This window comes from Paenibacillus sp. A3 (assembly GCF_001399685.1).
Classification (GTDB): Bacteria; Bacillota; Bacilli; order Paenibacillales; family NBRC-103111; genus Paenibacillus_G.
This window is the reverse complement of the sequence record NZ_JTHN01000095.1, coordinates 1-23,126: the sequence shown is the minus strand read 5'-3', so window position 1 is coordinate 23,126 and position 23,126 is coordinate 1. Positions and strand designations below refer to the sequence as shown.

Sequence of the window (23,126 nt, the reverse complement as noted above, 5' to 3'; positions counted from 1 at the left end):
GAGAAGGGAGCGACCCCTTACGTCAGGCTTGTTTGCGTTGTCAGGCCGGATGGTTTTCCTGCGCCTTGGAGCGGTCCGGCGGCGCAACTGCCGCCCTGTCGAACTTAAACCAACGATTCAGCATGCCGTACACGAACTTCGATTCCTTCGTCAGCAGCGGTCCGAGAATCGCCAAAATCAACACGTACAGCGCGGCGAACGGCTGCAGGACGGTCAGCAGTCCGCCGGCTTTGCCGAGATTGGCCATAATGATGGAGAACTCGCCCCGGGAGACGATCGTCAGCCCGATGTTGGACGAGGCTTTCGGGGATAACCCGGCGCTCCGCCCGGCCAGCATCCCTGCCACGTAATTGCCGATGAGGGTCAGCAGCACCGCTCCCAAGGAGAGCCAGACGGCGCCGCCCAGCGTGAGCGGATCGATGGTCAGCCCGAAGCTGAAGAAGAACAACGCCCCGAAGAAATCCCGGAACGGAAGAATCAGCTTCTCGATCCGGTGTCTGTGCTCGGTCTCGGCCAGTACGAGTCCGACGAGCAGCGCCCCGATCGCTTCCGCGACATGAATCGTTTCGGAGAAGCCCGCAACGACCGTCAAAAATCCGAAGACGAACAGCAGAAACACTTCGTTGGACCGGATATTCAGGAAGCGGTTCAGCCAAGGCACCGCTTTGCGCCCGACGATCAGGAAGGCGAGCATGAAGCCGAGCGAGAGCAGCGCGGACAGGATAATGCCCCCTACCGAGGTGGCTCCGCTTAACAGCAGTCCGGACAGAATGGAGATATAGACGGCTAGAAACACGTCTTCGAACATGATGATGCCCAGAATCATTTCCGTCTCGGCATTGGCTGTCCGTTTCAGATCGACGAGCACTTTGGCGACGATCGCGCTGGAGGAAATCGTCGTAATGCCGGCAATGACCAGCGTCTCGTTCAGCGGGAATCCGGAGAGCCAGCCGAACAGCAGCCCGAGCGTGAAATTGATCGCGATATAGATCGTGCCCCCGACCGCGATGGAGCGCCCGGACTTGATCAGCCGGCCGACCGAAAATTCCAGTCCGAGATAAAAGAGCAGGAACAGCACCCCGAGGCGGCCCATAAATTCGATCAGCGGAGCGCTGTCGATGAAGCGGAAATCGAATGCCCCGAACTTCGGCGCATGGGGGCCGACCGCCATCCCGATCAAAATGTAAAACGGAACGACGGAAAATCGCAGCTTCGTAGAAAGCCAGCCCGCAACGGCAATGAGACAAATCGCCAGCCCGATCTCTAGAACGATGTGCTCCATAGGCTACAGGCTCCCTTGCTGAAGGAGCTCCTTCAGCGCCTTCAATTGCTTGCGTTCTCCCGCGACGACGAGCGTCGATTCCGCGTGAAGCCGGTACTCCGGGCCCGGATTAATGCAGTGCGTATGATTTTTCTCGGCAACGGCGATAATCGTCGCTCCCGTTTGCTTGCGGACGTTTAGCCCGCCGATCGTCTGCCCGACGCTGCCTGCGCCGGCCTCGATCTTAAACCATTCCACGACCAAAGCGTCCAGCGCCACTTCCATCGTTTCGAGCGATTTGGGCCGATAGCTCATCCCGCCGATAATACCGGCCATCATTCTTGCCTCGTCGTCGTCCAGCGTTACGGTGGAGACGGTCTCATCCGGATCGTCCGGATCAAAATGATACAGCTCTCTTCTTCCGTCGTCGTGGACGACCACGACCAGTTTATCGCCTCCGCGTGCGTGCAGTTGAAATTTTCGTCCGATTCCCGGAAGATCGGACTCTCGGATGTCTGTCATGGAATCTCCTCCCAAGTTTTGAATTGCGGGTCCGGCTGCCGGAGCCCGTAAACGATCAAACTTGGGGAGCGAGGTACGTAATCACCGTAAATTTTAAGGGCATCAGGAGCTGTTGCTTGAGCAGGAGGAAGATGGAACGGTCTGAGCGCCGCTCCAAGATGAAGGCAGGTATGGGAAATCGGATCGCTTCCGAAAGGAGATACGGCATGCCTGACGCAGGCGTGTGCATGTCGTTGTCCGTCTGTTGACGGGAAGCGGTGGAGACAGCGTGGGAGGCGCCCGATTGGCCCATCGTCATCGAGCGCGTGAGCGGCGGATTTTCCGCTTCAGCAATCGGGATGAACCAGGAGAACGTGAGGAACAGACCGGTAAGCAGCACGAAAAGGACATGAAGAGGGTGCTTATGTTGGCGTGCTGTCATCCACATTCCTCCTTTCGGAAAAAATCTCACTTAACCGAGGTGTTAACGTAGATTTATTGTAGCATTCATTTTCGGTCGATTGCAAATGCAAAAAAAACCGGAGGCTCTTGCGAACCCCGGCTTTTACGGATTTCGTTTCCGCTAAACCGCGGTCGCTCATCCGTGAATAGACTTCGATAGAAGTTTTTCTTATTTCGCGGCGACATTCTGGAGATCCAGAACGCCCTGGTAGATCGTTTCGAACAGCTCGTCGATATTCGCTTCCTCGATGCAGGAGAAGGCGACGCGGAGATCGGTTTCGCCGAGGGCGATCGTCCCGATGCCATACTTATCGAGCAGGTGCAGGCGCAGCGTTTCGGCGTCGACCGTCTTCAGCTTCAGGCACATGAAGTAGCCGGAGTTGAACGGGTAGTAGTCCCATACCTGATCGAATTTACCGGTATCGAGCAGTGCTTTGACACGGTTGGCGCGGCCTTTCATAATGTCGAACTTCTCCTGCTTCTGGGCTTTGAAGTCCGGCGATTGCAGCGCATGCAGCACGAACGTCTGGGACGGATGCGGGCCGCTGGAAATCGTTCCGCGGATAATGCCCATCGTTTTTTGCTCCAAAGCCGCCAGCGTCGCATCGCTTTGTCCGACGTACGTAATGAAGCCGACGCGGAAGCCCCACACGTATTCTTCCTTCGTCGCGCCGTCAATCTTGACCGACAGCACGCGCGGATGAAGTCCCGCCAATTGTCCGGCAAGCGACTCGTGCAGCGAATCTTCGAAGAACAGGCCGAAGTAAGCGTCGTCCGTGACGGCCACGACGTTGATGCCGGCTTCCGCCGCTTCCTTGATCGCGGCTACGATGGCGCGTCCTTCTTCCGGACCCGGCGTGTAGCCGGTCGGGTTGTTCGGGAAGTTCAGCACGACGATGGCTTTGCCTTTGTTCTTCTGCGCAAGCAGGGCGTCGCGAAGCGCTGCGGCGTTGAACTGACGGTCTTCCGTGTAGAGCGGGTAGTATACGAGCTCGGCGCCGCGGCGAATGCCGAAGGTCAGCTCGTAGTTTTCCCAGTTTTTATCCGGAATGAGGACAGCGTCTCCCGGACCTGCGAACAAATCGGCCACGATGCTCAGTCCGTGGGTCAGCGCGTTCGTCGCGATCGGATTGCCGAGGTTTTTGCCGTGAAGGGACGGATTTTCCTCGATCATCTTGCTGCGCCATGCGGCGCGCAGCTCCGGCTTGCCCGCCGGCGGGGCATATTCGTAAATGTCCTTCGGATTGTATGCGGACAGTGTGTCTTGGATGACTTTGAGATGCATCGGCTGACCGTTCTCCAGCGCCGTGCCGATGGTGGCGTTGAACTTCTTGGCCTTCGCCTTTGCTTCAGCGGATTGGCTCAGGATGCCTACTTTCGGAAAATAAATCTGTTTGCCGAGCTCGGACAGCATGTCGTAGACGTGCGGGCTTTCCTTTTGAATGGTCTCATTTAAACTTTGGGCAAGAGGGTTCATGACGCTCCATCCTTCCATGTTTCTTCATTGCTTACATTAGACCATATTATAACACTTTTCATATGGCAGCGTCACGGAGTTTCGGATTTTGCGGCAGAGCCCTTTCGTATGGGGCCGGAGCGTGCGGCGGGCGTATTTGCCGGGGGCTCTTGGTTTTCCCGGAGGAGCTGTGTTACCATAGGGGCAGCAAAAATATGGGTAGCGGATTGGCGTGAAGGAAGCAGTCCGCAAAGCGGGGGGCAACGATGTCAGCCATCATACGATACGAGAAAATAATGGAGCTGCTCATGGCGCACCGCGAGGTGTCCGTCGCCGATTTGGCGGACAAGCTCGGGGTGACGGGAAAGACGATCCGGCAGGATCTCGAGAAGCTGGAAAGCAAAGGACTGCTGCACCGTACGCACGGCGGCGCCGTGCTGGCCAATGAAGGCTATTCCGGCTTGTTGGCCGGGCTCGCGCCGAATCCGAAGCATCCGGACGAGAAGCGGGAGGCGGCGGAGTGGGCGCTGCGGTTCGTCGAGCCGAACGACATTATCGCGCTCGACAGCGGCAGCACGACGCTGGAGATGGCCAAGCTGCTCGACAATGCGCCGCTGACGGTCATCACGAACGATCTGTATATCATCAGCGAGCTGATCAAGAAGGACCGCGTAAGGCTGGTCGTCCCCGGCGGCTTCCGCAGCCGGAATATGCTGGTCAGCGAAGAAGCCGCGGAATTTCTCGGCAGGCTGAATGTCCAGAAGGCGTTCCTGTCCACGACCGGGATTCATCCGGAGTACGGGTTTACGATCTTCACCCATTCCCACGTCGGGCAAAAACGGGCGATGATCGATTCCGCGAAGCAGGTGTTTTGCGTGGCGGACCACAGCAAGTTCGACAAGTGCGCCCTGATCACGTTCGCGAAGCTGTCCGAAATCGGCGTGATCGTAACCGATCCGTATTTGCCGGAGGAGACGGCGCGCAGCTACGAAGCGGCAGGTACGCGAATCGAGCGGAACCGGCGGAGCCGGGCCGGAAGGTAGCGTTGGAGCGGCATGCACTCAGATGCGGCTTGACCATCCGCCGTGCCGCAGCGAGCGCCGAATGGGGACGCTTGCGATCCGGTAGCCCGCGCATCCGCCCGGCAAATGCCGCTGAAGTGGGCTTGTACGCGTGCGGCCGTTTGAGTGAAAAGCCTAGATGAAGAGGGCGGAGGCGGCGAAAGATCATGCTCGTTACTCGCGTCTGCGGTTTCGTATGTACTTGTTGGTTCATTTTGGTTCAAAAATATTTCATTTGAACTTAAATGAACGTATGGTTTATAATAGCAGTGACCATGCAAATACGGGAGGAATTATACGATGTCTATGGAAATTCGTTACGCGACCAACCCGACGGAAACGAAAACGTACGATACGGAACGTTTGCGCCAAGAATATTTGATCGAAGGCTTGTTTGTGCCGGGCAAGCTGAATCTGGTGTACAGCCACGTGGACCGCTTTATTACGGGCGGCGCCGTACCGACGACGGAGGCGATCCTGCTTGAAGCGGATAAGCACGACATGGGGGCGGACTATTTCCTAGAGCGCCGCGAAATCGGGATCATTAACGTAGGCGCCCAAGGCGTCGTCACGGTCGACGGCACCGATTACGTGCTGGAGAACAAAGACGGCCTGTACGTCGGCCTCGGCAACAAGCAAGTCGTGTTCAAGAGCGCGGATGCCGCGAATCCGGCGCGCTTCTACCTGAGCTCGACTCCGGCGCATAAAAATTACCCGACGCAAAAAGTTGCGATCAGCGAGGCGGAGCCGCAGCATCTCGGTTCGATCACCAACTCCAACGAGCGCACGATCTATAAATACATTCACTTGAACGGCATCCAAAGCTGCCAGCTCGTGATGGGCATGACGCTGCTGAAGCCGGGCAACATGTGGAACACGATGCCTTGCCATACGCATAACCGCCGCTCGGAAGTGTATTTCTACTTCGATATGCCGGAAGACGGCGTCGTCTTCCATCTGATGGGCGAGCCGACGGAAACCCGTCACGTGGTTGTCCGCAACGAGCAGGCGATCATCAGCCCAAGCTGGTCGATCCACAGCGGCGTAGGCACGAGCAATTATACGTTCATCTGGGCGATGGCCGGAGAGAACCAGGAGTTCTCCGACATGGACGCGGTCGCCATGAAAGATTTGAAGTAAGGCACCGGGAAGTGAAAAGCACAGTTTCTTTGAAGCGCGAACCTTACGGGTACGGCTCAAGAGGCTGTGCTTTTTCGTTTTGCCCAGTGATGTTTTCGGCTGTTTTTTGGAAAATGCGAGGGGAAAGAACGGTGATTGGATAATGCGGTCGGCGATTTTGAGTAGAGTGCTCGTGAACCTGAAGTAAAATAGCGGAACTGCGATGCATTTAATTTGGTCGGGGATGCTGTTTTGTTGGAAATAGAGCACGGGAAAGGCGTTATGTGGGCTTTTTTCGGTACGGGGACCGCAATTCGACACGAATAAAACACTAGGGGGTGTGCTAAGCGATTCGAATCTAGTTTCATAGGAGTGATAGCTCATTGAAGTTTCTTTATTTTGGCAGCCGGCGCAGGCCGGAAGAGGCGCGCCCTGCGTAGCATCCGGGGCTGCCTATGCTCGAGGCTTTAAGCGGGCAGCACCATGCTCCCCGCTCAAGCTTGAGCGCGCTGCGGCGCCGGTTCACCGTCGCCAGCGCCTTCCGGCGATCCGCTCCAGCTAAAACATGCTCCAGTCGAACGCTTCCGACATCGTCTGCAGCAGGTGGACGCCGGCGATGCTGTTGCCCTTATCGTTCAGCGCCGGACCGACGACACCGATGCCGTACCGTCCCGGCACGAGAGCGAGAATGCCGCCGGCGACGCCGCTTTTGGCCGGAAGCCCGACGCGGATGGCGAACTCGCCGGAGGCGTTGTACATGCCGCAGCTGACCATGAACGTTTTGGCGATTTGCACATAGCGCCGCGGCACCAGTTCCCGTCCCGTCAAGGGATCGGTTCCGTTCATCGCCAGAACGAGCGCCATGCGCGCCACATGGCGGCAGGTCGCTTCCACGGAGCAGTGCTTGAAATAAACGTCCAGCACCGGCTCCACTTCTTCGTCCAGCACTTTGTTGTCTTTAAGGAAATAGGCAAGGGACCGGTTCCGGTGCGCGGTAGCGGCTTCGGAACGGTACACCGCTTCGTTGAAGGTCAGCGTCGGGTCGCCCGCGAGCTCGCGGAAGAAGGAGAGGATGCGCTCCGTCTTTTCCGCGGGGGTAGCGCCCCGGATCAATGACGAGACGGCGATGGCTCCCGCGTTGATCAGCGGGTTGAACGGGATGCCGGGCTCGACCAGCTCCAGCTTCAGCATGGAGTTGAAGTCGTCGCCGGTCGGCTCCATGCCGACCTTGCGGAAAACGCCTTCTTCGCCTTGATCCATCAAGGCGAGCAGCAGCGTGAACACTTTAGAGATGCTTTGCAGGGTGAAGGACAAGCGGCTGTCGCCTGCCGTTACTTCGCGTCCTGCGGCGTCGAGCAGCGCGATTCCCAAGGCGTCGCCCGGAGCGTGCGCCAATTCGGGGATGTAGGAGGCGGGCTGGCCGTGCCGGGATTCCTTGCGGCTCGTTTCGAGCCAGGCCGGAAGCTGCTCGGCCAGCCGGTTCAGTTCGGTTTCGGATGTCATCGTTTGCGGGAGCCTCCTTGGGGTCCATAAGTGCGATTTACCTTTAGCATACCGCTTTTGCGCCGCGATGAAAAGACGGGTATTTTCAGGTAATCGCCAGGTACCGGATGGCTCCGCAAGCTTCCCGAATTTTACTTTTCTTGGTGGTGCGGACAGTATGCTTTCATAAGCGCGATCGTTTCCGCATCGAGCTCGCCGCCGCGCTGTTCCAGTCCGTCCATGACCTGACTCAACTTGCGTTCTTTCAGATTTTGGCCGAACTTGTATTTGCCCGTGATTCGTTCCACGCGAATGCGCACCACGGACGTTCCCCGAAGCTGCGGCACATAGGCGGGATCGGCGGGATCGATCGGGTCGTAGCCGCCCTCCGGCTGCAGCTTGCGCATGAACGCGCCCAGCGCCTCCGCCTTTTGCTGCAGATCGTCGACCGGCTCGCCGTAGCCTTTGATGACGACGGATTTGAAATAGGCCGTAGCCGGGCAAGCCAGCTTCGGATCAAGGACATAAGACGGCACGATGGCGTATTCCTTCGCGACGGAGAAGGTGACTTGCGGCCGTGCCTTCAAATTGGCCATTTTTTGACCGATTTTACTGCCGTGAAAATAGAGCGCCCCTTCGTGAAAGACGAAGTTCACCGGCGTCAGCTCCGGCCATCCGTCTTCGCCCGTCGTGCCGAGCACGCCAAAGCTCACTTCCTGCAAAAAGCTCTCCGTTTCCTGCGAATCCATCATTTCGAATTCTTTTCTTCTCATCGTTCAGTCCTCCAGTCTCAAATAATAGTGCAGGAACGCGTCGTCCCGCACATAGCCCATCGCTGCGTACAGACGCTGTGCCGTAACGTTGTCGACGGCCGTGGACAGCTGCAAGCCTTTGGCCCGGGTAGCGCGGGCGTGGGCCTCGGCGGCTTTCATCAGCGCCCGGGCGACGCCCTGCTTGCGGGCGTCCGGGTGGACGAACAAGTCGTTCAGCGTCCAGATGCGCATCATTGCAATGGAGGAAAGCGTCGGGTACAGCTGGGTAAAGCCAAGCGGCCGGCCCGGATCCTCCGTATAGGCGAAAAAGATGACGGACTGCTGCCGCTCCAGATTGTCGCGCAGAAAGCGCTCGGCCCTTTCCACGTCGGAGGGCTGCCTGTAAAACTGGCGGTAAGCGTCAAACAGCGGCGCCAGCGCCTCAATATCGCCGTGTTCGGCTTGACGAACGGTCAAGGAATGCGAAGGGATCATCGTATCTTGCTCTCCTTCCGGATAGTTGCCGCCGCAGGTGCAGGCGGTTTCTAAATATTCGACATCGTACCTCGATTACTGACAATGGAAAAGAGCCAATTATGTGCTTTTTTATTAGACCATTTCAATCGATCTCCAATCGTTAAACCTTTCTTCTGCTGCCACATTTTGTGTTATTATGAATTTAAGAGAAACAATGGCACATGAGCCCATGAAATGCACGGAAAGCGAAGCGCACATGCCGGAGATGGAGGAAAAGATGCCATGCCATTTCATTCGGGAAGGACAAGAAGCCGGGGCGCTGCAGTCAAGGGAAAAACTCCGCGTGCGGTGCACGGCGCTCCTTCGTGGAAGCAGGACCGGGCCCGGTACTTGACTTTCGAGTACATTCAGAGGCTTCAGCAAAATGCGGGAAATCGGGCGGTGCAGCGTTGGTTAGGACGGTCATCCGTTCAGAACTTTCTACGGAGGTCTGTAATGGCCGCGAGGGACCGGGTCAGTGATTTGCAGCGGTATAAAGCGGACACAGAGCCTGAAATGGCCTATCTTCTCAGGCAAACTGCCGAGCTCCACAGAACCTTCGCCAAGTTCGTTGCTCGGATGGACGCGCTTTTCGGCAAGCCCGACGCTCTAAATGATACGGAGCTGAAGCGGAGAGAGGCGGATGCGGACTTCCAGGCCGGGCAAATTTTACAGCAGGTCGCCGGTGTTGAAGCCCGTTGCGAACAAGTGAGCAAAGCCATCGGGGCCTTGTGGCGGAAGCATGCCGTCAGCCGTTTTGCCGTTCCGATGGCGACGCCGCTGCCTGGTTTTCAAGAAACGGGGATTGCCGGAGGGCACCAGGAGGAGGACTTGAAGCATTTTTTAACACGCCATCCCGAGTACCACGTGGTAGAGATTCGTAAAAAAACCGTGCAGGGAACGACGCTGCGGCTTTATAAGCAGTATATGTGGAAGAAGGACGGCCGTCCGCCGGCGCCGGCCAATATATCCGAACGGCCTGCGGCCCATAATTCGACGCCGGACGGATGGGTAGCAGCGGAGGTTCGTCTAAGTACGGCGGGAAATCTCGCCCGTTGGCTGGATCGCGGAAAGGATGCGGCGAACGAATGGGACGCTTTTTAATCGGGGCGCTCCCGGCCATCCCGCGGGCGGAAATAATGTTCGACAAATTCAGGGAAAATCTTGCTTCGCTGAGATGAATTTCTTCAAAATATACCGAAAGATATATTGCTTAAAGATCGCCTACTGTGTAAAAATCAAGTTAAGTTAGTAAAAAAAGGTGTGGTCCTTTGATGATTCGAGACGCTTCCCTCGACAAGAGGCTTCTTTCAGCTCCTCCCCTTGCTTCAAGATCCGAAAATCCTCCTTTGCGTACCGGGAATCCGGTGGCTTTCAAAATGAAGGATATGCAGCGGACCTCGGGCAATCGCGCGGTCCAGCGAATGATGTCCGGCGGCACGGCCCAGCGGACGGTAATGGAGGAGGACGAGCTGCAGATGAAGTCTGCGGCACCTGCCCAACGGATGGCCATGGAGGAAGACGAACTCCAGATGAAATCTGCAGCGCCGCCCGTTCAGAGAAAAGGCGAAGGGATGCCGGAGCCTGTCCGGGCGAAGATGGAGCAGGCATTCGGAACGGACTTTTCCGACGTAAGGGTGCATACGGGGAATCAGGCGGAACAGGTCGGAGCGCTCGCTTATGCCCAGGGCGATGACATTCATTTTGCGCCCGGCCAATACAATCCCGAAACGTCCAAGGGACAGGAGCTGCTTGGTCACGAGCTTGCGCACGTCGTTCAGCAAAAGCAAGGACGGGTGAAGCCGACGACGGAAGTCAACGGCGTGGCAGTGAATGCCGATCCTTCGCTGGAGCGGGAAGCCGATCAATGGGGGATCAAAGCGGCGCAAACGAAACTCGATTCGGCTCGTTATCGGGCCGGCTTTGGAGACTGATGGTCGTGTCCGCTAAAAAGAACAAGGATACGCCGGGATACGCAACGGCTTGGGAGCATTACGAGCGGGAATGGGCGAGGCTCGATTTGCGGCTGGCGATCCTGATGAAGCTGATGGAGGGGCCCGACACGTCCGCCGATCCCTCGCTCCTGCCGTTCAAAGGACTCGTGCTGACGGAAGAAGAAATGCACAGGCTGCTCTATGACGGGGACGACAGGGACGAGGATGCCGAGCTTGCGGATCTGCGCCGGCAGTTGGCCGCGATGGACCGGGAGCTGGCCCGGAAGCGGCAGGTCTCCCTGGAGCAAGGGAGCTTCCTACCGGTCCCCTATGTGTCGCAGATGTTCGGATTGAATGAATTTGAAGAGCAGACGCTGCTGATGGCGCTAGCCCTGGAGACGGACCGCAAGTACGAAAAGCTGTATGCCTACGTTCAGGACGACGCCACCAGCAAGTATTTGACGCCTGAGCTTGCGTTGCGGCTGTACGGCCTGTCCGGAATGGACGGGAGCGGGCTGCTTAAGGCTTTTATGAACGGAAGCCGGCTGCAGGAATGGTTTTTCCGCGGCGAAGCCCGGACGGCCGATCCGACAAACGGCTCGCTGCTTACGCGTCCCTTGCGGCTGGATGAGCGGATGACCGCTTTCCTGCTGGGGATCGGATATACGGATGTGTCCCTGCGCCAGTGCACCAAGCTGTACGAGGCGGACCGGGAGCTGCCGGATTTGGAAACGGGGCACGAGCTTCAAGGACGGCTGCGCGCATTTATCGAACGGCGGGCAGAGTCCGACCCGCTCCCGGTATTTTGTTTATGGGGGCAGCCCGGCTCCGGAAAGAAGCTGCAGACGCGGCACGCGGCGGCTCATTGGGACAAGCCGCTGCTGGTGGCGAACGTCGAAAACCTGCTTCGGGACGAACGTCCGTTTTCCGAGCTTATGGTAAAGGTGCTGCGCGAAGGGATGCTCTATGGAGCGGTCGTTGCGTTTGAGCGTTTTCACCTGCTCTTGGGAGAGGACGAAAGCATCGGGAAAAAACGGATGGAGCTGTTGAACCGGCTCCAGTCGGTGCAGGAGCCGCTTTTTCTCTTGTCGGAGCAAGCATGGAATCCCCGTCCGCTGCAAGGGAGGAAACTGTTTCTGGAGGTGGAGGTTCCCGTACCCGAAGCGGCAGAGCGCCGGAAGCTCTGGGAAAGCTGGAGTGCGGAACGGCGTCTGGAGGATGCCGCGGATTGGGAAGCGCTTGCCGGGAAGTTCCGCTTCTCGCCGGGGCAGATCGCAGCCTCTCTCGATTATGCGGTTCAACTGCTGCGCTGGGACGCCCCCGAAACGAATCGGGCTGGCGGATCCGATGCGATTTACCGGGCCTGCTATGCCCAGGTACAGCATAACCTGAAGAAAAAGGCTGTGCGAATCGAGCCGAAATACGATTGGGACCGGGTCATCCTGCCATCCGAGCAAAAAGAACAGTTGAAGCATGCTTGCGCCAGGCTGCAATACCGCGGTACGGTGCTCGGCGACTGGGGATTCGACCGTGCGCTAGCCTACGGCAAAGGCGTCAGCCTGTTATTCGCGGGTCCCCCTGGCACGGGCAAAACGATGTCCGCGCAGGTGCTGGCCAAAGAGGTGCAGCTCGAAATTTACAAAATCGATCTGTCGCAGGTGATCAGCAAATACATCGGCGAAACGGAGAAAAACCTGCACGAGGTGTTCAGCGAAGCGCAGCTCAGCAATGCCATCCTGTTTTTCGACGAAGCGGATGCGTTGTTCGGCAAGCGGTCTGAGGTCAAGGATTCGCATGACAAGTATTCCAATGTGGAAACCGCGTACTTGCTGCAAAAAATGGAGGAATACGACGGCATTACCATTTTGGCTACCAACCTTCAGCAAAATTTGGACGAGGCGTTCATGAGGCGTTTCGGCTTCATCGTAAAATTTCCGTTTCCGGATGCCGAGCATCGCGAGCAAATATGGCGCGGACTGATTCCGTCCGAAGCTCCGGTCGAGGACGATATCGATTTTCGCTTTTTGGCGTCCAAGTTCGAGCTGGCCGGGGGATATATCAAAAATATCGTGCTGTCCGCGGCCTTTATGGCGGCCGAGCAGCGATGCGCTATCGGCATGAAGCAGCTCATGCTTGCGGCGCGCAACGAGCTGCGCAAAAACGGCAAGATCTGGATCCGCGAGGAAATGGGAGAATACGCCGACTTGTTCGATTGAGACGAGAAGCGGAAAGGGGGGAAGCGCATGGCCGATTACACGGTGATCGCAGACGTGGGAAATACGCTGGTCAAGCTGTTAAGAGAGCATTTGACCCCTAAGCTTCTGTCTCAGCCGGAATCAATCGGACTGGCCTCGCCTACGGATAAGGGAGATTTTCAGCTCACGCTGTTTTTGTACAGCATTCAGGAAAATACCGAGAACCGGAGGACGTCGATGATCGGAAGGGGGACGGACACGCTGCAGTATCCGCCGATGGCGTTGAATTTGGTTTATCTCGTTACCTGCCATTCGGCTTCGGAGATCGCGACCCGTTCCTTCGACGAGCACCGAATTATGGGGAAAGTGATGCAGGTGTTTCACGACCATGCCGTCCTGCGGGGTTCCGGTCTCCAAGGGGCGCTGGCCGACAGCAATGAAGCGATCCGGATTGCGCCGCAGCCGATTACGCTGGAAAACGCGGTCAGCCTTTTCTCCAACACGCCTTACAAATTATCGCTCAGCTACATGGTCGGGCCCGTTTATCTGGACTCTACCCGCACGAAGCAAACTACACGGGTTGCGGAAGCGCAGTTCAAGCTGGAAGAGCGGGAAGGAAATTAATGATGGAGCGCTTGCGCAGCGAGGTGAAAGTCAAGCTGGCTCTGGTCGTCAAGCCGGTAGATATCGTAACCGGTTTTGCGCCGGCCGCCGTACCCCGGTTGGTTGTGGAGGGCGTGCCATGCAGACCGGTTCGCAAGCCGGACGGAACGTTCCTGCTGCTCGGCTTGCCCCCGGGAATGTACAGTATTACCCTCGGCGCGCCGCCGCATTATGCGGACAGCAGGACCGTTGTCAATACGGCCGCTTTGTCCCCGCTGGAGCCTGTGGAGCTGATGCCGATGCTGCCGACGTCCTCCTATCCTTTTGCGCCGGGAACGACGTTGATTCGCGTCAGAGCGAAAGGTGCGCCCGGGGTGTCTGCCATCCTGCGGGCGGCTGTGACGGACGGGAATCTGGCCTGCGCGAAGCTGCCCCAAGATGCGGACCAAGGCGAAGCGGAGCTTGCGTTCGGCGCTGTGCACCGGCTGGTTAGCGGCCGATGCTACTATGTGCTGGATCCTGATCCGGCGAAAAGGGAGTTTATCCGCATTGCCGCTCTTCATGAAGCGAACCGCAGAGCGAAGCTGCAGACGCCGTTCCGGTTTGCTCATCGCAAAGGAACCGTAGTGACGGACGTGGCGGAAGGCGCTGCCGACGGACGGGGGGAATGGGCGGCCGCTTTTCCGCCGCAGGGCGTGAAACGTTTTGTTTGCGCGGTTCATTTGTTCTTGTCCGACGACGAATCGCTTATTCTGGATCAGGAGGTGCAAGTGGAAGAGGGACAACCGGTACAGCTCGGGCTGCTCCCATCTACCGACGAATAAGGAAGCGGAGGGAAGTAAGGTATCGATACATAAGCCAGCATACATCCGGGAAATCGATAGCATGAGGAATAGCGATGACGATTGGGAGGGAGGAACTGATTCGGAATATGACGATATCCGGATCAGGAACAAATGGCTGAATATTTATCGCCGGGAGTATACGTGGAAGAGTTCGACAGCGGCGGTGTGCCGCTGGGCGGGGTCAGCACCAGCACGGCGGGCTTTATCGGTCTCGCTGCCAGAGGGCCGGTGGAAGGGCTGCCGCAATTCATTACCAGCATGAATGATTTTACACGGCAATTCGGAGGATATCTCGCTGAGAACGTTTTTGGCTCTTACCGGTATTTGGCCTATGCGGTCGAGCACTTCTTCGTGAACGGCGGCTCGCGCTGCTACGTGATGAGGGTGGCTCCGTCCGATGCGAAGTCCGCGTCGAACGACGGAAGCTCCGCGCTCCGGCTCTTCGCCAAAAATCCGGGCGAATGGGGAAACCGGGTCCGGGTCGTACTGGAGCCGGCAAGCAAAGCGAAGACGCAAATTTATGAAATTTTGGGCGACGCCGCCATATCCAAGAAGTACCGCGTGAAAAGCAACGCCGGTTTTAGAGCGGGAGACATCGTTGCCTTCGATAACGGCGAGAGCAAGCAGTACAACCGCGTCGTTTCGTCGCAGGACAACATCATCGAGCTGGAAAGCCCCTTGGAAGGCGGCGAAGAGATCGTCGACGCCAACCTGCTTCCGGCGAAGGTGCTCACGACGTGCGAGTTTACGCTGCATGCGTTCTACGGGGACGAAGCGGAAACGTACGAGCGTGTTTCCCTTAACGTCACGGCCCCGAATCATGTGGAGAAAGCGATCGGCAAGTCCAATATTATCGGTGTCTCCTGCGACGGAGCGGACCATGGCGCGGTTCATCCGTTCGAGGTCATCTCCGGGCAGCCGGAAGAGGCCGGCAAGTTCGTGATCGAGCTGTCGGGAGGCAGCGACGGTTCCGCGGACGCCTTGTCGGCGGGAGATTTTATGGGTCAGGACCTCGGTCCCGGCAAGAGAACTGGCATCCAGGCTTTTATCGACAACGACGAAGTCAGTCTGATGGCCGTGCCCGGCGTAACCGACCCGAACGTGCAGCTCGCGCTCGTCGCGCACTGCGAAAATTTGGGCAGCCGCTTCGCGATCCTGGACATTCCGCGGGATAAAACGAAAATTGCCGACGTGATGACGCACCGCGATATATTCGATACGCAGTATGCCGCCATGTACCATCCTTGGCTGCAGGTGTTCGATCCGTTGGACAAGCGTAATATTTACATACCGCCATCGGGCTCCGTAGCCGGCATTTATGCCCGCAGCGACAATACGCGGGGGGTTCATAAAGCGCCTGCAAACGAAGTCGTGCGCGGCTGTGTCGGGCTCGACTGCCAGTACAACAAAGGCGAGCAAGATATTTTGAACCCGCGCGGCGTCAACCTGATCCGTTCCTTTACAGGCCAAGGGATTCGCGTATGGGGCGCGAGAACGCTTTCCTCGAACGGGCTGTGGAAATATGTGAACGTCCGCCGTTTGTTCATTTTCGTGGAAGGCTCGATCAAGAACGGGACGAACTGGGTCGTCTTCGAACCGAACGACGAGAAGCTGTGGGCCCGCGTTCAGCGTACGATCGACGCGTTCCTGACCCGTGTCTGGAAAGACGGGGCCCTCGCGGGGACAAGCCCGGGCGAAGCGTTCTATATTCAAATCGGCCGCAACACGATGACGCAGGACGACATCGATAACGGCCGCCTGATTTGCGTGATCGGCATCGCTCCGGTCAAACCGGCGGAATTCGTCATTTTCCGGATTACGCAAAAAACCGGTTCGGAATAATGGATGGCTACAGTAGAAAGGGGTATAGCTCAGCATGGCAGTGGAACGCACCGATCCGTATCGCAAGTTTCGATACAGAGTAGAGGTTGAAGGGATTCAACAAGCGGGCTTCAGCGAGGTTTCCGGCTTCGACGCTTCGCTCGATGTGGTGGAATACCGCAATGGAAATGAAGTTATTACGCCCCGCAAGCTCCCGGGATTGGCCAAATACGGCAATATTACGCTGAAGTGGGGAGTTACCGACTCCTTGGATTTGTACGAATGGATTTCCAGTTGCGTACAGGGCAAGGTGACCCGCAAAACCGTAACCATCATCGCGCTCGATGAAGAGGGGCAGGACGTGGCGACCTGGCAGATCATCGAAGCATGGCCTTGCAAATACACGGCGCCGGATTTCAACGCCACGGCTTCCGACGTCGCCATTGAAAATTTGGAGCTGGCGCATGAAGGCATGACGCGGACGAAGTAACGACCGGAAGCGCCGGAAGGAACAAGGGCAGCAGGACTAGCTTTTGTTTTCTTCCGGCAGGCTTCTGACAAAGGAGGACATCATGGAGTTTAGAACAGAATATGAATTCGAGCTTCCGCGTGGTTATGTGGACGAGAACGGCAGCTTGCACAAACGGGGCGTGATGCGTCTGGCTACCGCAGCCGATGAAATATTGCCGATGCGGGATCAGCGCGTGCAGCAAAACCCGAGTTATTTGAGCATCATTTTGCTGGCCAGAGTCATTACCAAGCTGGGCGATTTAAGGGCGATCGATACGAAGGTGATCGAAAGGTTGTTTACATCGGATCTTGCTTTTCTGCAAAACTTTTACCGGCAAATCAACGAAGTGGAGAAGCTCAGCGTGCGCACCGTTTGTCCGAAATGCGACCACGAATTTGAGGTGGACATCTCTTTTTTAGCCGAGACGGAGGGGAACTGACGGTTTATCCGGCAGATAAGATTTATGAGGAAGCCGCGTTCCTGGCTTATTATTTTCATTGGCCTCATGAAGATATCATGAACATGGAGCATCGCGAACGGCGGCGGTGGTGCTCGGAAATTTCGCGCATCAACCGCAGCCTGAACGATGAGCCGGACAACCCCTTCGACGTCTTTAAAAAGAGGTGACGCCCATGAGCGCAGCCGATTCGGAACTATTCGGACAAGCGTTTCGTTTTATGGTGGAGCTTGACGGCATGCTGGTCGCCGGCTTCTCCGAGGTTAGCGGACTGCAGTCGGAGCTGGAGTACGAGGAGGTCGCCGAGGGCGGGGTGAACGGGTATACGCACCGCCTGCCGAAAGGGACGAAATCGCCTCCGATCGTATTGAAACGGGGAATCACGAAGTCGAGCGATCTGTGGGACTGGTATTTCAGCGCCGCAGGAGGCAAGGTGAAGCGCAAAAGCGGCTCGATTATTATGTACGACGCCTCGTGGCAGGAAATGATCCGCTGGAATTTCTTCGGCTGTTATCCGGTCAAATGGTCCGGACCCGAATTGAGCGCTTCGAGCAGCGAGGTCGCGGTCGAGACGATCGAGCTGGTGCACAACGGATTAAAGGCCATTTACGCCCGTTAGCGGAAGGAATGCGGATGAAAGGCGGGGGCACGGACGATGAGAACGACGAAGCGCATCCAAGCGGGGCCGGCGCCCAGCATGCCGGGACATCTCCGGTTCGCCGAACAAATCACGCGCAAATACGGCTTTGCCTCCAGGAATTACCTGGGACCGCAAGCGCTAACCCTGCTGGAGCCCGGAGAAGGGGATTCCCCCGTTCAACATGTCTCCTTGGTTCAATTGACACTTCACTTGAAATTTCAAATGCAATCGCTCAAGCAAGAAGAGCGGGACATGCTTCGAACGTACCGGAGAACGCTTCATTTGCTGGAAAAGCTGGCTTTGCGGTATGACGCTTCGGAACGCAAGGCAAGCTCTTTGTCGCCGGCAGGCGGGGGAACGGCATCGCGGATTGCTGCGGCGAATTCGGCAACCGGCACGACGCGGGCGGATCGGCAGGAAAGCAAGGCGTTACGTTCAGATGTCGGGGAAACGAAACGAGCGTTTGCTCCTACGCCCACGACTTTGGGGGCGCACCGACACGCTCCGACGAACCGAGAATCGGCAGGTTCGCGAAATTCCGCGGATGCAGGAACCGTGCAGTCGGTCTCGGCGGGGCAGATGGTTCACCCGATCAGGCATATACGCGATCGTGGGACGAGAGAGCCTTTGGCGCTGCGCAGGGATTATCGCTTTGCCGAGCGTTCAGGCAGCAGGCATAATGAACGGGCGCGGCGTGTGCGTGCTGAACAAGTGCGACAGGCCAGACGGAAGCAAGAGTCCAAGGCGATGGCGGTACTGAGAACACGCGATGCGGCAGCGGAAGTAAGGGAGCATCGCGACGAACGGAAACGGGGCTTGCTGCTGGGACCTTCTCCGGGAGAAGGCAGACGGAGTCCACTGTTTGAGCGTGAGTGGCGCAAACCGGAGCAAGAGCAGGGACAAGCCTTCGGGCGGGTCTTGGAATGGAAGCGGGTTTCCTTGCGGCAGCAGGCTTTCAATCCTATACATATACATCGGACAACACAGCTTTATTCGGTCAAGGCCGATGATGTCCTAATTCAAAATAGAAGCGAGAGCCATGGTCCCCGTTCACGTGGACGTTTGGAAAAAGCGTCAAGTCGGGTTGATTCGGACGATAAGAGGCATCGGACGCTAGAGAGAAATCGTGGGCGAAGCACGGGTTGGGAAAACCGCGGAACGGCACCCGTTGCCGGACGGTCGTGGCTTAGGCCGAAGGGAACATCCTCCCTCGGCATGGGAATTTTGCTGCAGCATGGTATTGGTTTGTTCGAAGCGGGTTCTTTGAGCGGTCATCGGCCGCCGGATGCCCGGCTTGAAAAGAGGCGCATGACGGGAAGCCGCCAAACGGATGCTGCTGCGGCAGCTTCGGAAGGCCGCCTGTTTGAACTTGGGCCGCTACGTATTGCCGGTCCGGTCAAGCTTTCGGCTACTTCTTCGGTGCGAGACAACATATCGGGGCTTTATGAGACGGTTATTTTTTCTACCGCCTTAATACGCAGTGTTCCTCATAGCATGCTGATGAACCGTTATTGGCCAAGCGACTTGTCAACCACAACCGTCTTCGAACGAGCGCATCGGCAAATGGCGAAGGCCGGCCTTATCTACGGTCGGGCACCTTCGCTCGCGCAGCGGAAAGCAGGGGACGAAGCATCGGTTTCGCTTCGGTTTCGTTATCCGATGAGCGTGTCCTTACGCCATGATGGTGCTTTTATCAGCCGCAGTCCGGGGCGAAGCCGTGAGAGTTTGGGCGGTAACGGTGTCACTCTGATGCTTGCCGGTACCGTACCGTCCACTGGCACTTCTGCGGTTGAATACGATAGTTCGGCGCGTTCGGACGGGTCTATTCTCCTTCGCAGCCGAATGCTCATGTCAAGCGAACGGTTATATGTCGGCCGCATTGCCAAGGCAGAGAACGGAGAAAGGATGGCTAGTGGGCGTGTTACCGCTCAGCCTAAGCGCGCAGGTGCAAAAACCGGCATGCCGGTAACTAGCCTATCCGGGGTGAACATCGTTTCGCCGATCGTCTTGGGCATACGATCATCCGCCGTCGAAGGGCTGCAATTCCGCCACCATCCTCTGATGTCTGAAGGAAGGGCAGCGTCTATTGGACCGCAGATTTATGCAGCCGACTCCATAGGGGCGTTAAAGCAGCACTATGCTCGTCGGCATCAAGCGTCCCGATCCGCTTCAGCGACGACAAGGAAAAATGCTAGGCATGATGCGGCGCAAGGTTTTGCGGGCGAAACGGTTGGAAGCTTTACAGGCGGGGCGGCTTTGGGCTCTACGAATCAAGTAATCCGTAGCTTTACAGATGGAGCGGGTTCAGGTCTTGCGAATATTGTGCTTCGAAGCATGCCAGACGAGATACGCGAATCGGAAGGATGGGGTTGGGATTCGACAGATGTACGGAGACATCCGGTTGTTCCGGCGCAGTACAAACAATCCCGGTTTTTATCCGTACATTCCTTTATGCTTCATAAACCGGTTAACTTAAGCTCGGGGGGGAGGTTAAGTGCCCTTTTCCCGAAATTAACGGATTTTGCGGGTAAAATCGCGGGAAGCCGTATTGCTTTGAAGGACGGTGCTGCGGAAGAACGGGTAATGCGTAGACATCCGGCAGGTTCGGATGCGACGCTGCATAAACGGAACAGCGCCGTATATCCTTCGGCTTCAGAAGGAAGCATGGCTCCATCGGCACATGCTCAATTCAGGGCCGTCTCCTCGCAGTGTGCCAGGACAGGTCAAGCGATTGTGTTCGGACCGCCATTTGTACAAGAATTGCCGGGCACTTCGACTCGTATGGCAGCGATTATAGCAAACAAGCTCCCGCAGGTTCGCGCAGACTGGTCGTCTGCTGCAACTGCGAGCGCCTTGGGCGTATTGCCGCCGCGCGCTCCGCAACGTCCGTTGGAGCTGTATCCGTTGCGGGCTGACACGCAGCGTCCGTCAATGGTGTATATGAACGCTTCGGGCGTCTTGTCGCCCAGATCGTCGCACCGTCCGTTGCAGATGCATCCGTCGCAGGCTAACGCGCAGCGTTCGCCCGCGATGGCTGCGAGCGTGTTGGCTGTGTTGCCGCCCCGCGCTCCGCACCGTCCGTTGGAGCTGTATCCGTCGCAGGCTAACGCGCAGCGTTCGCCCGCGATGGCTGCGAGCGTGTTGGGTGTGTTGCCACCCCGCGCTCCGCACCGTCCGTTGGAGCTGTATCCGTCGCAGGCTAACGCGCAGCGTTCGCGCGCGATGGCTGCGAGCGTGTTGGGTGTGTTGCCGCCGCGCGCTCCGCAACGTCCGTTGGAGCTGTATCCGTCGCAGGCTGACACGTATCGTCCGTCAGCGATACCCTCCAGCGCCCCGAGCGCATTGCTGCCTCGTGCGCCGCACCATCCGATGCCGTTGCATCTGTCGCGGGCTGACGCGCAACGTTCGTCCGCGATGCCCGCAAACGCCTCGGGCGTCTTGTCGCCCGGATCGCCGCAACGCACATTGCAACTGCATCGGCCGCAGACTGACGAGCAGCGCCAACACGCAATGCCCGCGAGCGTCTCAGGCACCCAACCGTCCCAAGCCGCGACATTGCCTTTGCAATTGCATCGGTCGCAAGCTGTCGCGTCTCGCCCGCCCGCAACGCCCGCCAGTGCCGCAGGCGCTTTAACGCCTCGCGTCGCGCTACAGGCGCACATGGCTCGGCAGCCCGCCAAGGCCGCCGCCACGTCGAGTCCGTCCTACCGGGCTGCGCGCTCCGAAATCGAATACCATAAAAAGCAGAAGCCGGATACCCGGACCTTGGCGCAGCAAGCGGCGGCACAGGCCGTCAGCCAGGTTTCCGCCCAGCTTGAAGCGATGAAAGTCGAGCTTTCGAACGCATCTCAGACGGCATTACCGGACTTGGACCGTTTTGTCGAACAAGTGTATAGAGAACTGGAAAACAAAATCAAATTCGAGCGGCAGCGCAGCGGACTTTGAGCCTCTGCGGCCGCGATTCCCGGACTTGCAAAGGATGAGACGGCATGGCTTTAACAAAAGCGAAAATTATTGTAGAAGGCGGCATCCCGCAGGTGATCGAGGTGCTGTTTAACCCGAAGGAATACCAGTTGGAGTCATCCAATAAATTTGCCTGGCAAACGATTCCCGGCTTGAACGCGCCAATCGCTCAGTTCGTGAGCGGGGAAGCGACCACGCTATCAATGGACCTGTTCTTCGACAGCTACGAGAAGGGCTTGGATGTCCGCCTCTATACCTCGAGGGTCGTCAAACTGCTCGATGTGGATAAAGATTTGCACGCGCCGCCGCCATGCCGTTTTGTATGGGGCTCCTTGAATTTTAAAGGCATTGTTGAAAAGGTTTCGCAAAAATTTACGATGTTTCTCGATTCCGGGATACCGGTGCGAGCTACGCTTCATGTGACCTTTAAGGCCGTCATGAGCATGAAAGAGCAGTTCCAGCATATTCCCCGTCAGTCTGCCGACCGCACGAAGCAAACGCTGTTCAACCAAGGCGACCAGCTGTGGATGATTGCTGCCCAAGAATACGAAAATCCCGGACTATGGCGCGAAATTGCCAGAGCGAATAAGATCGACAACCCCAGGCACATCGAAGCCGGGCGCAGACTGATCGTTCCGAGGCTGGAATAGCCGCTTCCATCGTCCTGCCAATACATAACGAAAGAAAGGGGGATGGCCCATGACGCTGGACACCAAGACGTATACGTTTGACGAACTGGAAAGCAAATACCGGAATTTCTACGCGCCCGCCTACGAGATTTATATCGACGGCTCCAATATTGTCACCGAAAGCATGGCCATTCCCTCCATCACCGTCACGACAAGCGTCGAACCTAAAGCAAATTACGTCGATTTTTCCGTGAAAAACGCCTACGATATCGTCAAACGGGATTTCAAATGGCTGGCCCAATACTTTGCTCTGGGTAAAACGCTGGAAGTGAAGATGGGCTATACGGACAAGCTGAAAACGGTATTTTACGGGATCATCACTTCCGTTACCGCCGATTATCCGGCACAGGGCCATCCCACCCTCCGGGTCAAGGGTATGGACAAGTCGACGCTGATGATGAAAGGCTCGAAGGCCGGCTATTGGATTGATAAAAAGTACAGCGACGTAGCCAAGGAGATCGGTCAAAAATATGTGCCTAAAGTGATCGTCGACGATACGCAAACCGTGATCGGCACGATCGACCAAAAAGGAATGAGCGACTATAAATTTCTCAGGTACATGGCGCTGATGTGCAATTACGACTTTTTTCTCGTAGGTAAAACGATGTATTTCCGCAAGCCGCTTACGGGGACTTCCAGCGTGCTCACCTTGAGCTACGGCCAAAATTTGCGCAGCTTCTCCACCGATATGAACCTCGCCGACCAGATTACCAAAGTGACGGTGCGCGGTTGGGATGACAAGCAGCAGAAGCCGATCGTCGCTTCGGCTACGGAGATCACCAAGCTTGGCTCCGGCTCCAAGTCGGGCAAAGACTTGTTAAAAATGCATTGTGAGTTCGCGGCAAATATCGATGCGAA

General features: G+C 57.1%; 22 protein-coding genes. 15 read left to right on the top strand and 7 right to left on the bottom strand.

The genetic code is table 11. The features are described 5' to 3' along the window. Positions 1 to 40: 40 nt before the first annotated feature. The 4 genes from QJ48_RS14705 to QJ48_RS14690 all read right to left on the bottom strand — a co-directional run bounded on the left by QJ48_RS14705 (position 41) and on the right by QJ48_RS14690 (position 3,701). Positions 41 to 1,282, bottom strand: coding sequence for a cation:proton antiporter (locus QJ48_RS14705; RefSeq protein WP_054974320.1), 1,242 nt, complete (start codon positions 1,280 to 1,282; stop codon positions 41 to 43). A gap of 3 nt (positions 1,283 to 1,285) precedes the next feature. Continuing rightward, entirely contained in the window at positions 1,286 to 1,783 is a 498-nt protein-coding gene (locus QJ48_RS14700) for a cation:proton antiporter regulatory subunit (RefSeq protein WP_054974319.1), read from the bottom strand. A 55-nt stretch (positions 1,784 to 1,838) separates the two neighbouring features. Next, positions 1,839 to 2,204, bottom strand: a complete 366-nt coding sequence (locus QJ48_RS14695; RefSeq protein ID WP_054974318.1) for a hypothetical protein — start codon at positions 2,202 to 2,204, stop codon at positions 1,839 to 1,841. Between the two features lie 189 nt (positions 2,205 to 2,393). Continuing rightward, positions 2,394 to 3,701, bottom strand: a complete 1,308-nt coding sequence (locus tag QJ48_RS14690; RefSeq protein ID WP_054974317.1) for an aminotransferase class I/II-fold pyridoxal phosphate-dependent enzyme — start codon at positions 3,699 to 3,701, stop codon at positions 2,394 to 2,396. A 245-nt stretch (positions 3,702 to 3,946) separates the two neighbouring features. Here QJ48_RS14690 and QJ48_RS14685 point away from each other — a divergent pair, with 245 nt between their 5' ends. Continuing rightward, entirely contained in the window at positions 3,947 to 4,723 is a 777-nt protein-coding gene (locus QJ48_RS14685) for a DeoR/GlpR family DNA-binding transcription regulator (protein WP_054974316.1), read from the top strand. Between the two features lie 324 nt (positions 4,724 to 5,047). Then, positions 5,048 to 5,881 carry a 5-dehydro-4-deoxy-D-glucuronate isomerase gene (kduI, locus tag QJ48_RS14680; protein ID WP_193394447.1) on the top strand — a complete coding sequence of 278 codons (834 nt, stop codon included), beginning with the start codon at positions 5,048 to 5,050 and terminating at the stop codon, positions 5,879 to 5,881. Between the two features lie 537 nt (positions 5,882 to 6,418). Here kduI and glsA read toward each other — a convergent pair. The 3 genes from glsA to QJ48_RS14665 form a co-directional block, all read right to left on the bottom strand. After that, positions 6,419 to 7,363, bottom strand: coding sequence for a glutaminase A (glsA, locus tag QJ48_RS14675; RefSeq protein WP_054974314.1), 945 nt, complete (start codon positions 7,361 to 7,363; stop codon positions 6,419 to 6,421). A 131-nt stretch (positions 7,364 to 7,494) separates the two neighbouring features. Continuing rightward, entirely contained in the window at positions 7,495 to 8,115 is a 621-nt protein-coding gene (locus tag QJ48_RS14670) for a pyridoxamine 5'-phosphate oxidase family protein (RefSeq protein ID WP_054974313.1), read from the bottom strand. A 3-nt stretch (positions 8,116 to 8,118) separates the two neighbouring features. After that, on the bottom strand, positions 8,119 to 8,589 hold the full coding sequence (locus QJ48_RS14665) for a GNAT family N-acetyltransferase (protein WP_054974312.1): 471 nt from the start codon (positions 8,587 to 8,589) through the stop codon (positions 8,119 to 8,121). Positions 8,590 to 9,066: 477 nt separating this feature from the next. On the opposite strand from QJ48_RS14665, the gene QJ48_RS14660 reads away from it, so the two are divergent. The 13 genes from QJ48_RS14660 to QJ48_RS14605 form a co-directional block, all read left to right on the top strand. Beyond that, complete coding sequence (locus QJ48_RS14660) at positions 9,067 to 9,714, top strand: hypothetical protein (protein ID WP_054974311.1); 648 nt, start codon at positions 9,067 to 9,069, stop codon at positions 9,712 to 9,714. A gap of 275 nt (positions 9,715 to 9,989) precedes the next feature. Further along, positions 9,990 to 10,544, top strand: a complete 555-nt coding sequence (locus QJ48_RS14655; RefSeq protein ID WP_054974310.1) for a DUF4157 domain-containing protein — start codon at positions 9,990 to 9,992, stop codon at positions 10,542 to 10,544. Between the two features lie 5 nt (positions 10,545 to 10,549). After that, entirely contained in the window at positions 10,550 to 12,760 is a 2,211-nt protein-coding gene (locus QJ48_RS14650; protein ID WP_162238494.1) for an ATP-binding protein, read from the top strand. 27 nt (positions 12,761 to 12,787) lie between these two features. Further along, positions 12,788 to 13,363: a DUF4255 domain-containing protein gene (locus tag QJ48_RS14645; RefSeq protein WP_054974308.1), complete on the top strand. Its 576-nt coding sequence runs from the start codon at positions 12,788 to 12,790 to the stop codon at positions 13,361 to 13,363. After that, positions 13,363 to 14,166: a hypothetical protein gene (locus QJ48_RS14640; RefSeq protein ID WP_054974307.1), complete on the top strand. Its 804-nt coding sequence runs from the start codon at positions 13,363 to 13,365 to the stop codon at positions 14,164 to 14,166. The genes QJ48_RS14645 and QJ48_RS14640 overlap by 1 nt, the downstream gene beginning before the upstream one ends. Positions 14,167 to 14,298: 132 nt before the next feature. After that, positions 14,299 to 16,029 carry a phage tail sheath family protein gene (locus QJ48_RS14635; RefSeq protein ID WP_054974306.1) on the top strand — a complete coding sequence of 577 codons (1,731 nt, stop codon included), beginning with the start codon at positions 14,299 to 14,301 and terminating at the stop codon, positions 16,027 to 16,029. A 34-nt stretch (positions 16,030 to 16,063) separates the two neighbouring features. Further along, positions 16,064 to 16,498 (top strand): phage tail protein, encoded by a 435-nt coding sequence (locus QJ48_RS14630; RefSeq protein ID WP_010500499.1) that lies wholly within the window; start codon positions 16,064 to 16,066, stop codon positions 16,496 to 16,498. Positions 16,499 to 16,580: 82 nt separating this feature from the next. Further along, positions 16,581 to 16,958 carry a hypothetical protein gene (locus QJ48_RS14625; protein WP_010500500.1) on the top strand — a complete coding sequence of 126 codons (378 nt, stop codon included), beginning with the start codon at positions 16,581 to 16,583 and terminating at the stop codon, positions 16,956 to 16,958. Next, entirely contained in the window at positions 16,955 to 17,146 is a 192-nt protein-coding gene (locus tag QJ48_RS39370) for a DUF6760 family protein (RefSeq protein ID WP_082420506.1), read from the top strand. The genes QJ48_RS14625 and QJ48_RS39370 overlap by 4 nt, the downstream gene beginning before the upstream one ends. A 5-nt stretch (positions 17,147 to 17,151) precedes the next feature. After that, a complete protein-coding gene (locus QJ48_RS14620) occupies positions 17,152 to 17,595 on the top strand; it encodes a phage tail protein (protein ID WP_054974305.1) in 444 nt (147 codons plus the stop codon). 36 nt (positions 17,596 to 17,631) lie between these two features. Then, complete coding sequence (locus QJ48_RS14615; protein WP_054974304.1) at positions 17,632 to 21,561, top strand: hypothetical protein; 3,930 nt, start codon at positions 17,632 to 17,634, stop codon at positions 21,559 to 21,561. Between the two features lie 44 nt (positions 21,562 to 21,605). Continuing rightward, positions 21,606 to 22,229 carry a LysM peptidoglycan-binding domain-containing protein gene (locus QJ48_RS14610; RefSeq protein WP_054974303.1) on the top strand — a complete coding sequence of 208 codons (624 nt, stop codon included), beginning with the start codon at positions 21,606 to 21,608 and terminating at the stop codon, positions 22,227 to 22,229. Positions 22,230 to 22,278: 49 nt separating this feature from the next. After that, positions 22,279 to 23,126, top strand: an 848-nt coding sequence (locus QJ48_RS14605) for a phage late control D family protein (protein ID WP_054974302.1), incomplete at its 3' end; no start/stop codon positions are given.

Bases quoted from the DNA above. Each gene is read 5' to 3' on its own strand.
- QJ48_RS14705 (WP_054974320.1), bottom strand. From the start codon at position 1,282: ATGGAGCACATCGTTCTAGAGATCGGGCTGGCGATTTGTCTCATTGCC.
- QJ48_RS14700 (WP_054974319.1), bottom strand. From the start codon at position 1,783: ATGACAGACATCCGAGAGTCCGATCTTCCGGGAATCGGACGAAAATTT.
- QJ48_RS14695 (WP_054974318.1), bottom strand. From the start codon at position 2,204: ATGACAGCACGCCAACATAAGCACCCTCTTCATGTCCTTTTCGTGCTG.
- QJ48_RS14690 (WP_054974317.1), bottom strand. From the start codon at position 3,701: ATGAACCCTCTTGCCCAAAGTTTAAATGAGACCATTCAAAAGGAAAGC.
- QJ48_RS14685 (WP_054974316.1), top strand. From the start codon at position 3,947: ATGTCAGCCATCATACGATACGAGAAAATAATGGAGCTGCTCATGGCG.
- kduI (WP_193394447.1), top strand. From the start codon at position 5,048: ATGGAAATTCGTTACGCGACCAACCCGACGGAAACGAAAACGTACGAT.
- glsA (WP_054974314.1), bottom strand. From the start codon at position 7,363: ATGACATCCGAAACCGAACTGAACCGGCTGGCCGAGCAGCTTCCGGCC.
- QJ48_RS14670 (WP_054974313.1), bottom strand. From the start codon at position 8,115: ATGAGAAGAAAAGAATTCGAAATGATGGATTCGCAGGAAACGGAGAGC.
- QJ48_RS14665 (WP_054974312.1), bottom strand. From the start codon at position 8,589: ATGATCCCTTCGCATTCCTTGACCGTTCGTCAAGCCGAACACGGCGAT.
- QJ48_RS14660 (WP_054974311.1), top strand. From the start codon at position 9,067: ATGGCCGCGAGGGACCGGGTCAGTGATTTGCAGCGGTATAAAGCGGAC.
- QJ48_RS14655 (WP_054974310.1), top strand. From the start codon at position 9,990: ATGAAGGATATGCAGCGGACCTCGGGCAATCGCGCGGTCCAGCGAATG.
- QJ48_RS14645 (WP_054974308.1), top strand. From the start codon at position 12,788: ATGGCCGATTACACGGTGATCGCAGACGTGGGAAATACGCTGGTCAAG.
- QJ48_RS14640 (WP_054974307.1), top strand. From the start codon at position 13,363: ATGATGGAGCGCTTGCGCAGCGAGGTGAAAGTCAAGCTGGCTCTGGTC.
- QJ48_RS14635 (WP_054974306.1), top strand. From the start codon at position 14,299: ATGGCTGAATATTTATCGCCGGGAGTATACGTGGAAGAGTTCGACAGC.
- QJ48_RS14630 (WP_010500499.1), top strand. From the start codon at position 16,064: ATGGCAGTGGAACGCACCGATCCGTATCGCAAGTTTCGATACAGAGTA.
- QJ48_RS14625 (WP_010500500.1), top strand. From the start codon at position 16,581: ATGGAGTTTAGAACAGAATATGAATTCGAGCTTCCGCGTGGTTATGTG.
- QJ48_RS14620 (WP_054974305.1), top strand. From the start codon at position 17,152: ATGAGCGCAGCCGATTCGGAACTATTCGGACAAGCGTTTCGTTTTATG.
- QJ48_RS14615 (WP_054974304.1), top strand. From the start codon at position 17,632: ATGAGAACGACGAAGCGCATCCAAGCGGGGCCGGCGCCCAGCATGCCG.
- QJ48_RS14610 (WP_054974303.1), top strand. From the start codon at position 21,606: ATGGCTTTAACAAAAGCGAAAATTATTGTAGAAGGCGGCATCCCGCAG.